The organism is Stenotrophomonas sp. Steno-C15, assembly GCF_056393265.1.
Window position 1 is genome coordinate 43,009 of sequence record NZ_JBWJPF010000020.1, and the last position, 19,785, is coordinate 62,793.

Genomic DNA, 19,785 nt, shown 5'->3' on the forward strand with positions numbered 1-19,785 from the left:
TATGGTTACGCCGATGGCCTGCGTCGTCGGGGGAACCGGGGGGCGATGGAACGCCGGGTCACACATGGATCAAGGAGCATGATGGATGGCACGACCGTTTATCGTCGTCGGTGACCCGCTCAGCCACGGAGGGACCGTGGTGGCGGGCACCGGACAGACCGACATCAATGGCAGGCCGGTGGCGCGCGTCGGTGATCGTGCGTTGTGCGCCGTGCATGGCGCGACCACGATTGTCAGTGGCGACGCGACAGTGCTCATCGACGGTCAGCCGGTGGCGCGCGACGGCGACCGCACCGCGTGTGGAGCGACGCTGGTCGCTTCGCAGGCCATGACCGGTCTGCGTTGACCTGCACGGTCGACAGGAGCAGCGCATGGAGCAGGGCAACTGATGGCAGGATGGCTGGGCAAAGCAGCTTCGGTGGTGATGATCTTCGTCGCCACCTGGGGCGCGACGATTCTCTACTGGCGCAACAGCGGCACGGTACCGACCGGCATGCAGATGCTGGCCTACCTGGGCCTGCTGCCCGTCGGCCTGAGCGGTGCCGGCTTCATGCTGCGTGGCGCCGCGCGCCGTGGCGTCGATGCGGCGCTGGACAAGGCTGCGGCCAACGATGGGGAGCCGACCAAGGGCAAAGGCGAAGCGGTCGCGGCGAAGGTGATGGTGCCGCCATCGGTGGCGTTGATTGCCGGTGGCCTCAGGCTGGGTGTGGATCTGGATGCCCAGTCATGGCTGGCTGCTGCCGCTGCGCCGCCGCGTCCGACGCTCGATGGCCGCTTCCGCGACAACTACAACCTGCCGGTGCGCATGAGCGCGGCGCAGGACCTCGATGAGTTCCTGGTGCTGCAGGCCCGTCAGGACGGCATCGACACCGCAGCCCACGAACGGCGTGCGCTTGCCCTGCTGCAGCCGGTGCTGGAGGAACTGCTGGAGGCAGCATCCGCGGCGCTGCCGGAAATCATGGCTTCCGAGGAAGTGGTGGTGGCCGGTCTGCGGCGTCGCGACGAACAGCGCGTGGAGAACGTACTGAGCGTCGAGCTGCTGGTGCCGGGCAGCTGGTCCGATGCGCTGCGCCCCTGGGTGCAGACATGGCTGCTGGAGCAGGCGCGGATGGCAGGCATCGATGCGCGCCGCTTCGATGTCCGGGTCACCTCGCTGGACGGCGCACGCGAGGTGTGGCCGCACCTGCAACGGGTGATCGACGCACTGGATCAGGGCGAGCCACGCTGGCACCTGCTGGTGTCCGCGTCTTCTTCGATCGATGCCGCCATCGTTTCCTCATGGCAGTCCTCCGGTGTGCTGGCAACCGCACAGAATCCGGATGGCCGCATACCGGGTGAGGGTGCTGCCGGCGTCCTGCTGGCGAGCCGGGGCGTTGCCCATGAAGGCGACGCGCGGCTGTGGCGCCCGCAACTGGTACGCGCCGAGCAGATCGAGGCAACCCGGCCGGCCGAACAGCGCCGTCAGCTGGCGACGCTCGCTGCGCAGTGGCAGCAGACGCTGGGCCTGGAGGGCGCACAGGCCCAGTTCGTGCTGCATGATGCCGATCACCGGGGCGATCTGATGGTCGATGCCGCCGCCATCACGGCGTCGCTGGCTCCCGACCTGGACTTCAGTCCGCAGAGCCTGGCGCTGGCGATCAGCGCAGGCGAACTGGGCCCGGTGCTGCCGTTGGCGCAGCTGGCACTGGCCCGCGCACAGCTTGACCGCCAGGCTGAGCCGGTGCTGTTGCTCGGCGTGGCCGACAACCAGCAGCGACTGTTCGGCCTGGTCGACCCTCTTCCTTCCCCGACGCAGGCGGCCGATGCGCCGTCGGCCCCCTGACTTCCTGGATCCCTGCATGAGTTTGAGCAATTTCAGCTACTACCTGCGCGACTACCGTCTCTGGATGGTGCTCGGCCTGGTCGGTGCCGCTGCGCTGGCCCACTACGGTGAGGCCGAAGCACGGCAGATCGGCATCTGGGTGGCCATCGTGCTGGCCGGCCTGCTGGTGCTGGCGCTGCTGGTCTGGATCGTGAAGCGGATCCTGGCCCGTCGCGCGGCCAAGCGCGTGGAGGCGATGGTCAAGGATGAGGCGGACAAGGCGGTAGCCACCGCTCAACCCGCCCAGCGTGCCGATACCGAGGCGCTGCGCACGCGCATGATGGACGCGGTCAAGCAGATCAAGTCCTCGCGGATGGGCGTGCTGAAGGGCAACGCCGCGCTGTACGAGCTGCCGTGGTACGTGATCATCGGCAATCCGGCTGCGGGCAAGAGTACGGCCATCCTCAATTCCGGCCTGCAGTTCCCGTTCGAGGACAACCGCGGCAACGTGGTGCAGGGCATCGGTGGTACCCGCAACTGCGACTGGTACTTCACCACCAACGGTATCGTGCTCGACACCGCTGGCCGCTACTCGGTCAGCGTCGAGGACCGCATGGAGTGGCTGACCTTCCTCGGCCTGCTGAAGAAGAACCGCCCGCGCGCACCGATCAACGGCGTGATCATCGCCGCCAGCCTGGCCGAGCTGTCCGGCAGCAAGCCGGAGTTCGCGATCGAGCTGGCCAAGAACCTGCGCCAGCGCGTGCAGGAAATCACCGAGCGGCTGGAAGTGTTCGCGCCGGTGTACGTGCTGTTCACCAAGGCCGACCTCATCGCCGGTTTCAGCGAGTTCTTCCGCAACCTCGATCCCGGCGAGCGCGAGCATGTGTGGGGTGCGACGCTGCCGTTCGACGTGCATCAGCAGGGCGACGCGCTGGCGGCATTCGACAGCCATTTCGACGAGCTGGCCGAAGGCATCAAGGAAATGAGCCTGACCCACATGGCGATGCAGCGTGGCCGTGAAGTCTCGCCTGGGCTGCTGTCGTTGCCGCTGGAGTTCGTCGGCATCAAGCCGGCGCTGCGCACCTTCATCGCTACGTTGTTCGAGGACAACCCCTACCAGTTCAAGCCGGTGTTCCGTGGCTTCTACTTCTCCAGCGCACTGCAGGAAGGGCGTTCGGTGCATCACGCGTCCGAACGCGTCGGCCGCCAGTTCAACCTGGAGCGCGGGTCCAATGTCGATGAGGCGCCGACCGGCCATACCGCGTTCTTCCTCAAGGACCTGTTCCGCAAGGTGATCTTCGCCGACAAGGAACTGGTCCGGCAGTATTCCAGCCCGCACCAGAACCGGCTGCGCTATGGCGTGTTCCTGGGCGCGGTGGGTGTGCTGGCACTGGCGCTGGGCCTGTGGACCTGGTCGTACACCACCAATGCCCAGCTGGTGGCCAATGCCACCAAGGACCTGGATCAGGCCGTGCGCGTGCAGAAGGACCGCATGGACCTGAAGTCGCGCATCGACGCCTTGCTTCTGCTGCAGGATCGCATGGAGCAGCTGGACCGTTATGGCAAGGAGGGCGGCATCACCACCCATCTGGGCCTGTACCAGGGCACCGCGATCCGCGAGAAGCTGCTGCGTGAGTACAACCACGGCATGCAGCAGGTGATGCTGGCGCCGACCGTCTCCAATCTGGAGAACTATCTCGGCCAGGTGGTCGCCGAGCGCGACAAGCTTGGCCAGGGCGGCAGCGCTGCTGCCGAGAGCGAGGTGCTGTATCAGAACGCATCGCCAACCAGTACCAACGATGCGTACAACGCACTGAAGACCTACCTGATGCTGGGTAACCCGAAGTACGTCGAAGGTGCTCACCTGTCGCAGCAGCTGACCCTGTTCTGGCGCACCTGGCTGGAGGCCAACCGCGGCCAGATGAGCCGTGAGGAGATGGTGCGCGCGGCCGAGAAGCTGATGACCTTCTACGTGGCGCAGGCGGGCCAGCCCAGCTGGCCGCAGATACAGAACAAGGTCACGCTGGTGTCCGACACGCGCCAGGCACTGGGGCAGGTGATGAAGGGGCAGCCGGCGATGGAGCGCGTGTACGCGCAGATCAAGGCACGTGCCGGCGCCCGCTTCGGAACCACCACCGTCGACAGCCTGGTGGGTGTGGAGCGCAACGGGCGCCTGATCAACGGCAGCTATGCGATTTCCGGTGCGTTCTCGCGCAAGGCGTGGGAAGAGTACGTAAAGGATGCGATCAAGGAAGCAGCCAATACCCAGCTGAGCACCACCGACTGGGTGCTGGGTACCACCGAGCAGAGCGATCTGTCGCTGGCCGGCAGCCCCGAGCATGTCTCGCGCGAGCTGGTGACCCTGTACAAGAACGACTACGCGCGCGAGTGGAGCAAGTTCGTGCAGGGCCTGAGCGTGGCCGAGTTCAGTACGTTCGACGAGGCGGTGGCCCGCATCAACAAGCTGGGTGATCCCGGCAACTCGCCGCTCCGTGTTCTGCTGGAGCGCATCAACGAGGAGACGGTATGGGACAACCCGCCGGCGCAGGCGCGTTCGAGCAAGGCGCGCAAGGGCTTCGTGGCCTGGTTCCAGCGCACCATCCTGCGCAAGGACCCGGCAGCGACGGCCGCCGCGCAGCCGGTGGGTCCGATCGGCAAGGCGTTCGAAGGCATCGCGCGGCTCACCAGTGAGCGCGGCGATCAGCCGGCAGTGATCACGGCCTACTTCGAGACACTGGGCAAACTGCGTGCGCGCCTGAATGCCATCAAGAGCCAGGGCGAAATCGGCGTGGGCACCCGCAAGCTGATGCAGGACACCTTCAGCAATGAAGGCTCCGAACTGAGCGCGGGCCTGGCGCTGGTCGACGAGCAGGTACTGACCGGGCTGGACGAGAAGCAGCGTGAAGCCCTGCGCCCGCTGCTGCTGCGCCCGTTGACCCAGACCTTCAGCGCCCTGATCCCGCCGACCGAAGATGAGGTCAACAAGACCTGGAAGGCGCAGGTCTATGACCCGTTCAAGGCACGCATCGGGCAGCAGTACCCGTTCAACCTCAACTCGGATGTGGATGCCGCACCGAGCGACATCGCCGGCATCTTCGGTGCCAGTGGCAGCATTGCCGCCTTCAACAAGGACGCGCTCGGCACGCTGGTGATCCAGCGCGGTCCGCTGCTGGAGACCCGCCGCTGGGCAGGGCAGGGTGTGAACCTGTCGGCTGAGCTGGTTGCCAACTATGGCAACTGGGTGAGCGGCTCTGCCGCCGGCGCGGCGCAGGACACCACGATCTTCGAGATCCTGCCGTCGCCGGCTGCCGGCGCGCTGGAGTACAGCATCGAGATCGATGGCCAGGTGCTTCGTTATCGCAATACCCCGCCGCAGTGGACCACCATGCAGTACCCGAACGCGGGTCAGGTGCCGGGCGTGAAGATCACGGCGGTGACCGGCGATGGTCGTACCGTGGAGGTATTCAGTGCACCGGGCGCGAACGGCTTCAACCGCCTGATGGCCGAAGGCGAATACGAGCGGCTGGATGATTCCAGCCGTATCACCTGGAACGGCAATGGTGTGGCCGTGACGGTGGAAATGCGCATCGTCCGCCGGGCCGGCAGCGGCAGCGAGGGCGGCGGTGACTGGCAGCGTGGCCTGCAGCTTCCCGAGCGGGTGGCCGGTGGTACCCCTGCCGCGCCCGCGCCGGCGGCCACCGCGCCTGCTGCGGCGCAGACCACGGGAGGTGCGCAATGAGCCGCGTCGTCAGCGCCGGAGTTTCCTACTTCGGCAAGGTGCCGTCGCGCGGTGATTTCGTCCGTGCGGCCGACAATCACCAACTGCTGGGCTGGCTGGACCGGTGGGCGGGCGAGAGCCTGGAACTGCTGAGCCAGAGCCCGGACTGGAAGCAGCGCTACGACGAGGCACCGGAGATCCACTACGCGTTCCTGGGTTCTCGCAGCAAGATGGTGCTGTGCGGGCACTTCCTGGCCAGCCGCGATTCCTCCGAACGCCGCTTCCCGCTGCTGTCCGCGCTGCGCCTGGATGCGCCGGAACCGTTGCCGTTCATCGGCCGCAGCCCGCTGGCGATGTCCAACGCCTGGTCCGGACTGGCCCGCCTGGCACGCCAGGCCTACCAGGAAAGCGACGCGGCGCAGGCGCTGGCGCAGCTGGCGGACGCACGTTTCAGCATCAGCACCGATCCCGGTGACTACAACGGCAGCTTCCAGGACTTCCTGGAGAGCACCTCCGTGGCAGACCTCGAGTCGCGCCTGCGCGATTCCGGTCACGGCGAGGTGGCGCTGCGACAGGTGCTGCCGGCACTGGGCCTGCTGCTGCAGCCGGTGCTCAGCGGGGGCGATGTCAACATCGACAAGGCGCTGGTGTTTCCGCTGGTCCGTGACCCGGCCTATCGCCCACTGGTGGCGGCATTCTGGCTGGATCTGCTGTCCAGCTTCGTCTCCCGCGGCGATTTCGAACTGGCGGTGCTGATCCGCAACGACGCTGCGCCGAGCATGATCGTCGGTTTCAACGGCGCCGACCGCCAGGTGCTGCGTGCGGTGCTGGACCCGGCGGAAGCCGGCGACTTCCTGATCCGGATCCAGCATTCGGAATGGGTGGACGACTATCTGCGCGGCGATTACAACCTCAACCGCTTCGGCAGCTTCCTCGACCGTGACGATCTGGCCCTGGCCACCGCACGCAAGCTGTTCGGCGAGACTTTCCTGGGAACCTGATGATGCGCTTGTGCAACCCTCTCTCCCTTGCGTTGCCGCTGCTGCTCGCAGCCGTGCCGCTGGCCGCGCAGAACGCGCCTGCTGCGGCACAGGCTGCCACCGAACGACCGGTGGTGATCGAAGGCGTGGTGCCTGACCAGGCGACCAAGGCCAAGCTGCTGAACAATCTGCGTGCCGTGTATGGCGCCGAGCGCGTGGTCGACCGCATCCAGGTCGAGACGATCGCGACCCCACCGAACTGGGGCGATTACGTGGCGGGCATGATCAATCCCGGCTTGAAGCGGGTGTCGCCCGGCAAGCTGGAAGTGAACGGACAGGCAGTGCGGATCACCGGTGAGGTCGGCAACGAAGCGCTGCGGCAGCAGGTGGCCAGCGACCTGAGTCTGGCCAGCAATACCAGTTACACCGTGACCAACGCGCTGAAGGTCGGCTCGCAGCAGAACGTGCTGGACCAGACGCTGGCCAACCGCATCATCGAGTTCCAGAGTGGCAGTGCGCGTCTGACCCCGTTCGGCATGAGCATCCTCGACGAGATGGTCGCCAAGATGGCGCAGATGCCGGACAGCCGTTTCCTGATCATCGGCCATACCGACAATGTCGGGCAGCGCGAATCGAACCTGGCGCTCAGCCACGCGCGTGCGCTGTCGGTGAAGAACTACATGGTGTCCAAGGGCATTCCGGGCAGCCACATGGATGTCGTCGGCAAGGGACCGGACGAGCCGGTGGCGGACAACACCAGCAACGATGGCCGCGCACGCAATCGGCGCATCGAGTTCAAGATCCAGTAAACATGACGGGGATCGGGCCAGACCCGATCCCCGCACGAGCGTGATCCGCAGGCAGATCAGTCTTCTGGATTGACGTCCAGCATCTCTTCCATCTGTTCCAGCGTGCCGTGGTCCTTGATGACGCGCTTGAGCCAGACATGCAGCGGCATCTCGCCCCAGCGTGCGGCCTTCTCGGCGAGATAGGCCACGGGGCTGTGCGGTTCGGTCCGACGGAAGAACTCAGCGACCTGGCGCAGCTGCTGCAGCGCTTCCTTGCGCGAGCCGGGTGCACCCGCAGGGCCACGCGGTGCTGTCACCGGGACCGCTTCGGACGCGGGCGCCTCATGGCCGAACGATGCATCTTCAAAATCGTCGGAGGAGGCTTCGGTTTCACCATCGAGCAACACCCCGGCTTCGCGTGCGAAACGCAGCACGGTGCGCTGCAGGTGTTCAAGCTGCTCACGCACCGCGCTGAAGCTTGGGCCATCCAGCCCCAGGCGGTTGTCGACCGCGGCCTGCAGTTCGGCCAGGGCCTGGCTGCAGTCGGGCAGGTCGTCGGCCAGCTGCCGGTAGAACCCGTGCTGGGTATCGCGGCGGGCGGCAGTGAGAATGTCCAGGCCAGGGCGGCCGTCATCCTCTTCGCCGCTGTTGGCACGGGCATGGGCATGCTCGAAGTCGGCGAGGCTGAAACGCCCCTGCGGCGCGACGGCAATCGGCACGGAGCGCAGCCATTGCAGCGAGTTGGTCAGCAACCAGCTCAGGTTGCCGATGCGCTCTTCAAAATCGCCGTCAGGTGCCTGCGGATGCACGTCATCCCAGTAGCGGTCGCACAGGCCGGCGGTGAGCCGGTAGCCAGCGGCGAGGCCCTGGAATCCTTCCAGCTGGGTGGCGGCTTCGCTGAGCCAGCCTGCCAGCCGCAGGTCCTTGGTCCGGGTCTGCAGCAGGTCGGTGGCATCGCGCAGCACGCTGCTCCAGTCAGCGTACTTGATGTCGGTCTGCCACGCCCCCTGGTCCAGGGTCGGGTCGTCGGCACGACGGTTTTCGATGATCCGATCGAATTCAGCCGAGAACGACAGGTCTTCACCGGTCGGGGCGTGTTCCGAAATCGGGGCCAGCAGGGCTTCCTGATCCAGCATGGCGGGTCTCGTTGGGGACTGTGGGCGATTCTAGCCCGCCGATGTGAACGCGGTCGCGGGATTGGTCCGTCCAGGCATGCCTGAATACGGAATGCCGTCAGTTATGTGACGAACAACGCACTTCTGCGGAGGTCGAGGCGTCGTGATTTTGACGAACACCGCAATCTGGTAGATTTGATGGCTGGAATCCGACGCCGCCGGGTAGGTGCAGGCGTCTTCACACTGGAATTGGCATGGATCAGCTGAACTACGTGATGACCCAGGTTGCCGGGCTCGGAGACGCGCAACGCCTGTATCGACTGCGGTCCGATGCACTGGAAGGGTGCACGGTGGAGCGGTGGCGCGGCGGTGATGCGCTCGGCCAGCATGCCTGGACCGATGTCGATGTACTCGCCACGCGCGCTGATATCGCGCTGGACGCCCTGCCGGGCACGCGTGCGACACTGGTCGCGCAGACGGCCGATGGTGGTCAATGGCAGCGCAGCGGCCTGATCGCGGACGCTTCCTGCCTGGGCAGCGACGGTGGCCTGGTGCGCTACCGGCTGCAGCTGGTGTCATGGACGTGGTGGCTGCAGCATGCTCGGCACAGCCGCGTGTTCCAGGAACAGAGCGTGCGTGCGATCGTCGATGCCGTACTGGCAGGCCACGCTGCCATCGCGCGCTGGCGCTGGGCCGAGGGCGTCGACGCCTTCCTTGGCCAGCGCGTGCGCAGTTACTGCGTGCAGTACCGCGAGAGTGACCTGGATTTCCTGCAGCGCGTGCTCGCCGAAGAAGGCCTGGGCTGGCGTCTGTACGCCGATGAGGAAGCGCCCTGCGGCAATGGCATGGAGATCTTCGCCGACAGCGTCGCGCTGCCGGAAGATGCCACCAGCGCGGCTGCAGGCGTGCGGTTCCATCGCAGTGACGCCACCGAATCCAGTGACAGCGTGCAGGCCATCGGCCTGCGTCGGCGCCTGGCCAGTACTTCGATCAGCCTGCAGAGCGATGATTACCGCCAGGTACGCGCACTGGTGGCACAGTCGCCGATGGAGGGCGGAGGTGGCCAATCGTCGCGCGAAGACTACGATGCGGTAGGTGCCTACGCCTTCAGCGACAGTACCGCCGGTGCGCGCCAGGCCCGCCTGCAGGCGCAGGCGCGCGAATCCCACAGCCGTGGCTGGCAGGGGTCGGGTACGGTTCGCGGCTTCCAGTCCGGACAATGGCTGCGGCTGCAGCAGGCCCCCGGTGCGACACCGCCTGAGCTGCTGCTGGTGGCCGTCGAACATGCCGGCATCAACAATCTCCCTACCGATCTGCGACGAAGCCTCGATGACGCGCTGGGCGTGGCGCCGATCGATCCGGCCGACGCTGCGCTCTGGCAGCAGGCCGAAGCAACCGGGTATGGCAACCGTTTCGGCGCGGTGGATCGCACCCTGCCGTGGCGCCCGCTGCTGCAGGACGGTAGTGGCGCACGGCTGAATCCGCGCCCGACCGTGCCGGGTTACCAGACCGCTGTCGTGGTTGCCGGCGACGGAGGCGCCAGCAAGGACCTGCACGCAGACAGCCGTGGCCGCGTGCGCGTGCGTTTCCACTTCCAGGAAGGCGAGGGCGGCGGAGCCAACGACAGCGCATGGTTGCGCGTGGCACAGCGCTATGCCGGACCCGGCGTGGGCAGCCAGTTCCTGCCGCGCATCGGTCAGGAAGTGCTGGTGGGCTTCCTCGACGGCGATATCGATCGGCCACTGGTGCTGGGCACCCTGTACAACGGACGTGGCGAGGCGGGCGTGGCACCGACGCCAGCCGGCGGAAGCGGCCAGAGCGACGTATCGCTGTATGGCCAGGCTGCAGACATGCGCGGCAGCGCGCAGGCCAACCTCAGTGGCGGCCAGGCGCCGGCCTGGCATGCTGCCGGCATGGGGGACCAGGCGCATCGGCAGGGCGGTGCGCTGTGGGGTATCCGCTCGCGCGAGTGGGAAGGCGGGCAGGGCGCCAACCATCTGCTGTTCGATGACTCGAACCAGCAACTGCGCGCGCAGCTGGCCAGCAGCCAGCAGGTGTCACAACTGACCCTGGGGCACCTGCGTCACCAGGCAGACAATTATGTCGGCAGCCTGCGTGGCACCGGTTTTGAACTGCGCAGCGACGCGTGGGGCGCGGTGCGCGCCACGGCCGGTGCCTGGTTCACGGCGTACGGGCATCGGTCAACGGCACCTGCGGGCGAGGCAGTGCAGCCCGCTGCCTTGCTCACGCAGTTGCAGGCATTGGGCGAACGCTTCACCCAGGCCGCGCGTACGCACCTGACCAGCCCGTTGGCGATGCAGGAGGGCGCGCGCGCGCCAAAGCGCTCGGAGCTGGTTCCCGATCAGTCGCCGGTTCCCGCGCTGCTGGCGAGCGTACGCACCACCACGGGCGGTGATGGATTCGATATCGGCAAGAGTGGTGCGACCGAGCGCAAGTCGGATGCTGGGCAGGATCGCGTGCCGCATTCGGGTGATCCACTGCTTGGACTGGCCGCACCGCAGGGACTGGTGCAGGTGGCAGGCCAGGGAGTGCACTGGGGGAGCGGTGAAGGCCTGCTGTTGGCCAGTGGCGGTCATAGCGACACGGTTTCCATGGGGCAGACCCGTCTGCATGCGGGGCAGGCGATCGGCGTGCTTGCGTCCGTGGTTGAGGGCGCAGCGGCCGCACCCACCGCGCTTGACGTCGTGGCCGGCACTGAAATGCTCGATATCCAGTCCCAGGCGGATGGGGTGCGCGTGCAGTCGCGTGGCGCTCTGCGCGGGGCCAGCGCGCAGGCGCCGGTGGAACTCGCAGCGGCCAATACGATCCACGTGGCGACGTCCGGGGGGGCCAGCCTGACCATTGCCGGTGGCAACATCACCATCGCCTGTCCGGGCACGATCAAGGTGCATGCGGGCAGCAAGTCATTCGTCGGCCCGGCGCAGCAGGGCTATCCGCTTCCCCAGTTCCCGCGCAGCAGCTGTAAGAGCTGCATTCTCGACGCCATGCGCCAGGGCACGCCGGGAGTGCTGGTGTGAATCGTTACGCCGTGATCGACAGCGCGCAGCGGTCGCACTTCCATGAGCGGCTGGAGCGTCTTGGCGCGCGCTACCGCTCGCTGTTCGAAGGCACGGCCGAGGCCGGCCTGCTGGATATTGCTCCCTTGCTGGTGGCTTGGACGGACAGGGACCTGCACGCGCAGCTGGATGCGGAGATCCGGCAGATGGGAGCGCAAAGGCCGGGCGTGACCCTGCTGTGGAGTGCACTGGAACTGGACGATCTCGCAAAGCGGTTGCGTGCTTTCCATCTGGTGAAGGTGCCCGAGAAGGGCGGTCGTGAGATGCTGTTGCGCTGGTACGACACCCGTATCCTGCCTGCACTGCTGGATCTGTTGTTGCCTGCGCAGCGTGCCGCCCTGCTGGAGGGCGTGCAGCGCCTGCAGTACTTCGATCGCTACGGCGATCTGCAGGAATGGCCGCTGGCCGGGATGCTGGCCGGAATGGATGATGCCGGCCTGCCTGCGCTTCCGCCATTGCGCCTGGACGAAGACCAGTACACGCGCCTGCTGGACGCGTGCGAGCCGGATGTGGCCATTGCCCAGCTTCGCAGGGTCATCCCCGATGAGATCAAGCGGGTGCCGTATCGATCGCTGTACCCGTTCGTCGTCGACCTTATGCAGGATACGATCGCCCACGGTGTGAACCAGGTGGACGATCACGTGCAGTACCTGCTGCTGGCGTTGTACACCTCCGGCGCGTGCCGCGGCCATCCTGCCGTGCAGGCGCGTTTCGCGCAGCCTGCCGGGAGCTGTGAGGTGCCGTTCGCGGACTGGGCATCAGCGCTGCCGGAAGATATCTGGACGACGGGCGTCCCGCTGTGGGACCACACCGCCTCGCCTTTGCAGGCCGAGCCTGCACCCTCGTGGACGTGAAGGAAGAATCATGCGTTTGATGCGGACCCATCTGCTGGCGGCCCTGGCGTTGCTGCTCCTGTTGCCGGCATTGGCGGCCTGCAGGGGACGGACGGCCTCCACGCCGGTGGCGGTGCTCGGGTACAACCATACGGATGCCTACATTGCGCAGTTCCTCGTGAATGGCGGCAGTGGCGGGTCGGCCGATTCCCACTCGGAAGGCGGAACTGTCTGCTGCGTCGTGCTGCCTGATCGATGGACGCCGGACATGAAGGTGGAGATCGAATGGACCACGGATCTCGAAACGTTCCAGAAGAAGACCGTTGCGATTCCGAAGTACAACCAGCTCGGAAACCTGGCCGTCCATTTCCTGCGCAATGGCGAGATCAAGGTCTTCGTCACCAATCTTGTGCTCGGTCATCCCGACTATCCATTGACCGGCCCCGAGGCGCCCTTGCGCGAGGGCGAGAATCCAGTCTGGGAGCACCTTCGGCGCCCGCTTGAAAAGTGATCACGGGGCCCGGTCGCTCACCGGGCATCCGATCCGAATGCTTGGCGTGGGTGACAAGGACAACGATCCCGGCGGGGACCAGCAGCGAATCCAGGAGACAAGGACATGAGTGGACGCACGGCAACCGGCGCGCAACCAATGCCGGCAGATGGACGCAGAGCGCTGAGCGGCGCCGAAGCGCAGCAGCGGGCGCGGGCCATGGCGTGCATGCGCGAGAAGGGCTCCGAATGCCAGGGCCAGGTGCACGTAGGCATCTACTTCGACGGCACCGGCAACAACCGCGAGTGGGAAGGGACCTTTGTAACCGGCAAGACGCGCTCCCCCAAGACCCAGCTGGCCCGCAACGGTCACAGCAATGTGGCGCGCCTGTACGACGCCGCCCTGAAGGAGCGTGGTAACGGCTTCTTCAGCATCTACGTTCCCGGCGTCGGCACGCCATTTGCCGACGTCGGCGATACCAACCAGGATGGTGACACGCTGGGAGGCGGCGCCGCGCGTTATGGTGCGGACCGCATCCACTGGGCCATCCTGCAGGTCATCAATTCGGTACATCAGTACCTGAACGGTGGTGACCTGATCCAGCCCAACGAAGCCAAAGTACTGGTCGCCTCAATGAGCGAGACGCGACTGCTGGAAGGCATGACGCGACGCGCGATGCTCACGGCAATCGCGCAGCGGTTGGAGCGCGTGGTCAAGGGGCACCAGCGCCGCGTCAAGTCGGTGCACGTTTCCGTCTTCGGCTTCTCGCGTGGCGCGGCACAGGCGCGGGCGTTCGTGCACCGGCTGTATGAGACGGCAGAAGCCTGGGGCAGCGGTTGCGGCTACAACATTGCCGGCATTCCGCTCTACCTGAACTTCATGGGCATCTTCGATACCGTTGCGTCGGTCGGCGTTGCTGCGATGAGCCGCGTCTCGAAGGGCAAGTGGGACTGGGCCGCCGGTGACATGATGAGCATTCACCCCGAAGCGCGCCAGAGCGTGCATTTCGCCGCCCTGCACGAGCAGCGGATCAATTTCCCGCTGGACCTGGCGACCAGCGGGAAGGAGGTGCTTTACCCGGGCATGCACTCGGATGTCGGTGGCGGCTACTCGCCCGGCGGCCAGGGCAAGGACTTCGTTTCCGGTGCCGCGAACGGTACCGCCAAGCTTGCGCAGATTCCGTTGATCGACATGCATCATGAGGCCGTCAAGGCAGGCGTGATAATGAAAACGATCGAGGAACTGGGGGCGCAGCCAGTGCTCGCCATGCATTTCGGCTGCCACCCACAGCTGATCCGCGATTACAACGCCTGGCTGACCGGTCACGGTGTCCCCGGAGGCGCGCACACGCAGCAGATTGCAGGGCATTGCCGGCAGTACGTTGCCTGGAAGGGCAAACGGCTGCCGAATGGTCCACAGAGCGTGCTGCAACAGCCGTTCTTCAAGCAGTCCGATGCCGAGGATCAGGTGGATCTGGCCAATGCGCAGCGCGATTTCGCAAATCTGGTTGGAAAGCTGCGCAGGGGCAAGGAGGAGATGGCGGCCTACCGCAGGCAGCTGGACGAAAGCCAGAAGCGCATGGAGGCGGGTCGCAAGATCGGGCGACCGGTATTTGAACCTACGCCGCGGGCCTCCCAGGCGGCTTACGACTACGCAAAAATCCCGGCCGAGACCAGCACTCTGCTTAACCTTGTGCTGGACGGTGCGCCGGTACCCGATGTGAGTACGGTGCTGTTTGACAACTACATGCATGACTCGCTGGCCGGCTTCTACATCGGGAAGTGGACGGAGCTGAATATTCCTGCCGTCAATACCTACGGCTACCTCCGCTATCGCGAGGTCTTCAGTGTGGCCGGCAGGAGGGCTCAGGAATGCCGGGATCCGGCTACGCTGCCGCCAGCGAACATCCCCACCATCGGCGGCGCGTTCCAGCAGCTGGGCTCGGCAATGGGCGGGTGAGGCGATGCAGCGTCTGGAATGCCCGTTGCGCTTATGCGCCAATCGGGCGCTTCACCTCTGGGAGGCTGGGAGCCATGCATCAGAGCGGGTCAGTGAATCGTCAGCGCCCCGCTCCGCTGCGTCAGCTGCTCCTGGCCAGCCTTGTGCTGCCGCTGGTGGCATGCCGGCAAACCACCTCACAGGATGTCGAGCAGGCAGACACCGCCGGCCGTGCGCAGGCCTCCATCGAGGCAAAGGCAGACGCCCATGCCGCGCAGACGGAGCCGCCGTTGCCGGGTGATCCGGACAGCTCTGAAACGCTCTTCGACGGATTGCTGGATTGCCAGCCGAAGGGCTGGTATCTCAGCACTGAATCAGGCCAGCCCGCGAATCCTTACCTGGCCCTGCACGCGCCCGAACCCTGCGAACGCGATGAGGAGTTCGGGATGGCGCACTTCTGCGTCAAGGCCGATTTCCATGGCCTGCCGGTCTACAGGGTCGTTGCCCATCTGGGAACCGCACCCACGCCCATCGGCATCATGATCGATCTGCCACTGGACCAGGCGCGTGCGCGACTCCGCATGGCGCTGGGGTCTGAGTTTCCCGATGACGCGCGCAGCCGGCGCGGCGAAAGGCCGATGCTGGGTCCCCAGGTCGGCAACGCGCAGAAGTCGCAGTTGATGTGTGCGCCCGATTGGGCCTGATCAGGATGGGCAGGCGATGGCCCGAACAAGCCAAAGGTTGAGGCTACGTCGGTGGTTCGCGCGCTTCTTGTCGAAGGCCTGGAACGGAGAAATGGTGAAGATCAACACCCGTGTCTGGCGTGGACTGCAGCCTGTGCTGCTGCTCGGCCTTCTTCTCTCGGTCGCCGCTTGCACCGGGAAGCCGAATTCATCGCAGAACCCAACTGCAGGTGTGCCGGCAACGGGGGCGGCCACCAAGACGAAGGAAGTGCCTGCATCTACAGCGCGAAGCGCACGATATGCCGGCGTCAGGATGCTCTCACCTCATTCCGGCTGCGCGTACGAATACAGCCCGGTGGACTTCTGTGATGCGCAGCATCGCGCGCAGATCGACCAGGCCATCCTTACCCAGGTGCCGAACTTCAACCGGCATTACATCCTGGCCCAGCTGGACGAGCGCAAGGAGTACTTCCAGCGCTCCATCGTGCTGATCGACAGCCGCGACGGCACCGTGTATCCGTTGCCTATCGATGCGTTCTCGGGCCCATTGGTGGGCAAGGAGGGCGCGCGTACCTGTGGCACGGTGGAGACATCCGCTGAGAGCGACACGTTCTGCGTGAACGGCGCACTGCTCGTCTACCGGGCATTCGAAGAGGGCCGCTTCTCCTTCGGATTCGATGGTGTCAGATTCACCGGCCACACCACGCAGTACATGCAGTAGCGGCCGCGTTCCCCCGCGAGCGCCGGGCCCGGCTGAACGAGCCTGGCCTCCCGACGTGGCGGGCGTCGCACCTTCATGGCATCCTCACGAAACTGATTGGCCACCGGCCATCGACGGATGAACGACATGCAGAAGTGGATCGGACGCACCGCCGGCGGGCTTGCGGTGGCGCTGTGCCTGGCGGCGCCGCTGGCACAGGCCGCCGAACCGGCCTTTGGTGGCTGGCGCAACCTGGACTCCCGCGATGGTGCCGAGCCCGTCTTGCGCGACGTCCCGTTCGCACTGCTGCCGACGCCGGTCGCACGCGATGCGCGCTTCTCGGTGTATGACCGCGAGAGCAAGCGGCTGGTGTGCTGCCTGCAGGTGGCCAGCGCCGAACTGGATGACACGGCGCTGCGCAAGGTCTATCAATTGCCCGAGCAGTGGGTGACCGACCTGCGCAACGGGCGCAGCACGGCCCGCCCGTGGCCGACGCGGGTGTACGAAATGCGCCGCGTTGGCGAACTGGTCGACTACGGGTTCAGCGATGCGCCGGAGGCCTACAGCGATCTGGGAGGCCTGCTGCTGCCCGCCGACGCGCGCCTGCTGCCCGATGGCAGCGTGCAGGCAGGGGCGACCTACCGCCTGCAGTTCCGCAGCACGCCGCTGGGCGATGACAGCAGCGCGCTGGACCGCTTCACCCTGCAACCGGCACAAGATACAGGCAAGCCGGTGATCGTCGAAGTGTCCTACGGAACCTATTGATCCGGAACGTTAATCCGGCGTGACGGCGGTCGCGTGCGCCGCCGTTTTCCATCTGCTACCGTCGCCCTACAGGGGAAGGACCTGCCCGCCGCGTCGCGGAGGGCAGCAACGGTAGGAACGCCATGGAAGCGATTCGCAACCTCATGGTGCAGGCAGCGGGTCTTGATGCCGGCAGCCGCCTGTATCGGTTGGATCTCCCCGGCATGCCGGCGGTCGTTGTCGACCGTTGGCGCGGGCGTGATGCCCTGTCGCAGGGGCGGCAGCTGCAGGTCGACATACTCGCACTGGACGCATCGCTGCCACTGGCTGACTGGCCGGGGCGGCCCGCATGCCTGCATGTGCACCTGGCCGATGGCCAGGATTGGCCGCGTCACGGCGTGATCGCCGATGCGCAGTGCGTGGGCGCTGACGGTGGACTGGTGCGCTATCGCATCACGCTGCGTGACTGGACCTGGTGGCTCGACCAGGCCCGCTGCAGCCGGGTGTTCCAGGAACAGAGCGTGCGCGAGATCGTGGACGCGGTGTTCCAGATGCACCCGCAACATGCGCATTGGCGCTGGAGCGATGAGGTCGACGGGATGCTGGCCGCATCCCGGCCGCGCAGCTATTGCGTGCAGTACCGCGAGACCGACCTGGCCTTCGTGCAGCGTTTGCTGGCCGAAGAAGGGCTGGGCTGGTGCGTGCAGGATACCGGGGAGGCGACGGCCGGCCACGGCGTGCTGCTGTTCGCCGATTCGACCCTCCTGCCGGAAGCCGCTGCGTCGCAGTCGGCGGGAGGGATCCGCTTCCATCGCGCCGATGGCACCGAGCAGAGTGATGGCGTGCAGCAGCTTGGCCTGCAACGGCGGCTGCAGAGCACGCACGTGCAACTGCACAGCAGCGACTACCGCAGTGCGCGCTCGCTGGCCGGCCAGTTGCCGGTGCAGGGCAGCGGGCAGGCGCGGCGCGAGGACTATGACCCGGTTGGCGCGCATGCCTTTGCCGACGCGGCCGAGCTGCAGCACCACGCTCGTCTGGTCGCCGAGGCACTCGAAGCGCAGGCACTGCAATGGCACGGCCGTGGCAGTGTGCGCAGCGCTGATGCCGGCCAGGTCTGGTCATTGCGCGGAACGCCGGGGTCGGTGCCGACCGAACTGTTGCTGGTGGACGTCGAGCACGCCGGGGTCAACAACCTGCCGGTGGATCTGCGCCAGGCGCTGGCAACGATGGACGATGCCGCCGCCACCGCGGACACGCTGCAGGTGGCTGCCCAGACGCAGGGCTACGCACAGACATTCGTCGCGCTGCCCCGCGACCGGCGTTGGCGTCCGACGCTATGGGACGGCACGGGTGCGCGACGCAATCCGCGGCCGCTGGCGCCCGGTTACCAGACAGCGGTCGTGGTGGCTGCGCAGGGCGCCGATGGCGCCGAGCTGCACGCCGATGCACTGGGACGGATCCGCGTGCGGTTCCACTTCCAGCAGGAAGAGGGCAGCACGGACAGCGCGTGGCTGCGCGTCGCGCAGCGCTATGCGGGGCCGGGCGTGGGCAGCCAGTTCCTGCCCCGTATCGGCCAGGAAGTCCTGGTGGGCTTCCTCGAGGGCGACATCGACCGGCCGCTGGTGCTGGGCGCGCTGTACAACGGGCGCGGCGAAGGCGGCGTCGCGCCGACCCCGGCGGGCGCCAGCGCGGAGGCCGATACGTCCATGTACGCACAGGCGAGGGATGGCACCGGCAGTGCGCAGGCCAACCTCGGGGGCGGCCAGGCGCCTGCGTGGCACGCGGCGGCGACCGGAGAGCAGGCACACCGCAACGCCGGTGCGCTGTGGGGCGTGCAATCACGGGAGTGGCAGGGGGCCGGCTGGAACCGTCTGCTGTTCGACGACAGCGACCAGCAGCTGCGGGCCCAGCTGGCCAGCAGCCAGCAGGCTTCGGCATTGACGCTGGGACATCTGCGCCATCAGGCGGACAACCATCGAGGCAGCTTCCGCGGCAGTGGATTCGAGTTGCGCAGCGACGCCTGGGGCAGCGTGCGCGGACAAGGCGGGCTCTGGTTGAGTGCCTATGCCCGCCGCAGCGCCGAACCGGCAGGTGCGGCGGCACAGCCTGCTGCGCTGCTGCAGCAGCTGGCCACGCTGGCCCGCAGCCATGCGGCGGCGGCGGGTACGCATCTGACAGTGCGGCCGGCCGCGCATGTCGGCGTGCAATCGCCGCAGCGCTCGCGTTTGGACGGTTCGCAGTCACCGCTGCCGGTGTTGCTGGCCAGCGTGCGCAGCACGGTGCCCGGTAACGCGTTGCAGGAAGCGGCCGGGTCGGCGCCGGAACGCAGCGGTGATGCCGGCGAGGGCCGCGTTCCGCATACCGGCGATGCCCTGCTGGGCCTGGCTGCACCTGATGGTGCGCTGATGGTGGCCGGACAGGGGCTGCTTTGGGCGCCGGGCGAGACACTGGCACTGGGCAGCGGCCAGCACGGCGAGGCCGTGGTGATGGGGCAGGCGCGCTGGCATGGACGGCAGGCCATCGGCGTACTGGCCGCAACACTGGAGGGGGCTGATCCGGGCGAGCCGGCGCTGACCCTGGCCAGCGGCGAACAGGTGCTGGACGTCAAGGCACAACAGGACGAGGTGCGCGTGCAGTCGCGGCAGTCGCTGCGGGGCACGAGCGCACAGGGTGCCGTGGAGGTGGCTGCGGGCCGGACGGTGCAGGTGGCCACCGCAGGCGGGGCCAGCATCACCCTCAGCGGCGGCAACATCGTGTTCAACGCACCCGGCAGGATCGCCGTGCACGCCGGACGCAAGTCGTTCCTGCCCGGCGATCGCGGCCGTTACCCGTTGCCGGTCTTTCCGCAGTCGGTCTGCAAGGAATGCCTGCTGCTGGCCGCACAGCGTGCAGCCCCGCTGACACCGAAGGGAGGCTGA

The 19,785-nt window shown here is 66.8% G+C and carries 14 protein-coding genes; 13 read left to right on the forward strand and 1 reads right to left on the reverse strand.

The genetic code is table 11. The features are described 5' to 3' along the window. The first annotated feature begins 85 nt into the window (after nt 1–85). From AC06FB_RS14615 to AC06FB_RS14635, 5 genes are read left to right on the forward strand one after another with little or no spacing between them, the layout of a single operon-like run. Complete coding sequence (locus tag AC06FB_RS14615) at nt 86–346, forward strand: PAAR domain-containing protein (protein WP_053518398.1); 261 nt, start codon at nt 86–88, stop codon at nt 344–346. A 42-nt stretch (nt 347–388) separates the two neighbouring features. Then, on the forward strand, nt 389–1,822 hold the full coding sequence (locus AC06FB_RS14620; RefSeq protein ID WP_111185955.1) for a hypothetical protein: 1,434 nt from the start codon (nt 389–391) through the stop codon (nt 1,820–1,822). A gap of 16 nt (nt 1,823–1,838) precedes the next feature. After that, nucleotides 1,839–5,540, forward strand: coding sequence for a type VI secretion system membrane subunit TssM (tssM, locus tag AC06FB_RS14625; protein WP_193395928.1), 3,702 nt, complete (start codon nt 1,839–1,841; stop codon nt 5,538–5,540). Continuing rightward, nucleotides 5,537–6,520, forward strand: coding sequence for a type VI secretion system-associated protein TagF (gene tagF / locus AC06FB_RS14630; RefSeq protein ID WP_053518394.1), 984 nt, complete (start codon nt 5,537–5,539; stop codon nt 6,518–6,520). The genes tssM and tagF overlap by 4 nt, the downstream gene beginning before the upstream one ends. Before the next feature lie 2 nt (nt 6,521–6,522). Further along, nucleotides 6,523–7,308 (forward strand): OmpA family protein, encoded by a 786-nt coding sequence (locus tag AC06FB_RS14635; protein WP_111185953.1) that lies wholly within the window; start codon nt 6,523–6,525, stop codon nt 7,306–7,308. A 56-nt stretch (nt 7,309–7,364) separates the two neighbouring features. Here the strand turns inward: AC06FB_RS14635 and tssA are convergent, their stop codons facing one another. Further along, nucleotides 7,365–8,423, reverse strand: coding sequence for a type VI secretion system protein TssA (tssA, locus tag AC06FB_RS14640; RefSeq protein ID WP_065175277.1), 1,059 nt, complete (start codon nt 8,421–8,423; stop codon nt 7,365–7,367). Nucleotides 8,424–8,656: 233 nt separating this feature from the next. Between tssA and AC06FB_RS14645 the strand changes: the two genes are divergently transcribed. From AC06FB_RS14645 to AC06FB_RS14680, 8 genes are all read left to right on the forward strand, one after another. Further along, nucleotides 8,657–11,440, forward strand: coding sequence for a type VI secretion system Vgr family protein (locus tag AC06FB_RS14645; RefSeq protein ID WP_478053821.1), 2,784 nt, complete (start codon nt 8,657–8,659; stop codon nt 11,438–11,440). Next, nucleotides 11,437–12,333: a DUF4123 domain-containing protein gene (locus tag AC06FB_RS14650; protein ID WP_476341246.1), complete on the forward strand. Its 897-nt coding sequence runs from the start codon at nt 11,437–11,439 to the stop codon at nt 12,331–12,333. The genes AC06FB_RS14645 and AC06FB_RS14650 overlap by 4 nt, the downstream gene beginning before the upstream one ends. A 10-nt stretch (nt 12,334–12,343) precedes the next feature. Further along, the gene (locus AC06FB_RS14655; RefSeq protein ID WP_231107796.1) at nt 12,344–12,823 is read left to right on the forward strand and encodes a DUF3304 domain-containing protein; all 480 of its coding nucleotides are present in this window, start codon (nt 12,344–12,346) and stop codon (nt 12,821–12,823) included. Between the two features lie 105 nt (nt 12,824–12,928). Further along, nucleotides 12,929–14,761 carry a T6SS phospholipase effector Tle1-like catalytic domain-containing protein gene (locus tag AC06FB_RS14660; protein WP_229765839.1) on the forward strand — a complete coding sequence of 611 codons (1,833 nt, stop codon included), beginning with the start codon at nt 12,929–12,931 and terminating at the stop codon, nt 14,759–14,761. Between the two features lie 92 nt (nt 14,762–14,853). Next, nucleotides 14,854–15,444 carry a hypothetical protein gene (locus AC06FB_RS14665; RefSeq protein ID WP_478053822.1) on the forward strand — a complete coding sequence of 197 codons (591 nt, stop codon included), beginning with the start codon at nt 14,854–14,856 and terminating at the stop codon, nt 15,442–15,444. A gap of 91 nt (nt 15,445–15,535) precedes the next feature. Continuing rightward, complete coding sequence (locus tag AC06FB_RS14670; protein WP_478053823.1) at nt 15,536–16,144, forward strand: hypothetical protein; 609 nt, start codon at nt 15,536–15,538, stop codon at nt 16,142–16,144. A gap of 126 nt (nt 16,145–16,270) precedes the next feature. Continuing rightward, nucleotides 16,271–16,888 (forward strand): decarboxylase, encoded by a 618-nt coding sequence (locus tag AC06FB_RS14675; protein ID WP_478053824.1) that lies wholly within the window; start codon nt 16,271–16,273, stop codon nt 16,886–16,888. 122 nt (nt 16,889–17,010) lie between these two features. Next, the gene (locus tag AC06FB_RS14680) at nt 17,011–19,785 is read left to right on the forward strand and encodes a type VI secretion system Vgr family protein (protein ID WP_478053825.1); all 2,775 of its coding nucleotides are present in this window, start codon (nt 17,011–17,013) and stop codon (nt 19,783–19,785) included.

Bases quoted from the DNA above. Each gene is read 5' to 3' on its own strand.
- AC06FB_RS14615 (WP_053518398.1), top strand. From the start codon at position 86: ATGGCACGACCGTTTATCGTCGTCGGTGACCCGCTCAGCCACGGAGGG.
- AC06FB_RS14620 (WP_111185955.1), top strand. From the start codon at position 389: ATGGCAGGATGGCTGGGCAAAGCAGCTTCGGTGGTGATGATCTTCGTC.
- tssM (WP_193395928.1), top strand. From the start codon at position 1,839: ATGAGTTTGAGCAATTTCAGCTACTACCTGCGCGACTACCGTCTCTGG.
- tagF (WP_053518394.1), top strand. From the start codon at position 5,537: ATGAGCCGCGTCGTCAGCGCCGGAGTTTCCTACTTCGGCAAGGTGCCG.
- AC06FB_RS14635 (WP_111185953.1), top strand. From the start codon at position 6,523: ATGCGCTTGTGCAACCCTCTCTCCCTTGCGTTGCCGCTGCTGCTCGCA.
- tssA (WP_065175277.1), bottom strand. From the start codon at position 8,423: ATGCTGGATCAGGAAGCCCTGCTGGCCCCGATTTCGGAACACGCCCCG.
- AC06FB_RS14645 (WP_478053821.1), top strand. From the start codon at position 8,657: ATGGATCAGCTGAACTACGTGATGACCCAGGTTGCCGGGCTCGGAGAC.
- AC06FB_RS14655 (WP_231107796.1), top strand. From the start codon at position 12,344: ATGCGTTTGATGCGGACCCATCTGCTGGCGGCCCTGGCGTTGCTGCTC.
- AC06FB_RS14660 (WP_229765839.1), top strand. From the start codon at position 12,929: ATGAGTGGACGCACGGCAACCGGCGCGCAACCAATGCCGGCAGATGGA.
- AC06FB_RS14670 (WP_478053823.1), top strand. From the start codon at position 15,536: ATGGTGAAGATCAACACCCGTGTCTGGCGTGGACTGCAGCCTGTGCTG.
- AC06FB_RS14675 (WP_478053824.1), top strand. From the start codon at position 16,271: ATGCAGAAGTGGATCGGACGCACCGCCGGCGGGCTTGCGGTGGCGCTG.
- AC06FB_RS14680 (WP_478053825.1), top strand. From the start codon at position 17,011: ATGGAAGCGATTCGCAACCTCATGGTGCAGGCAGCGGGTCTTGATGCC.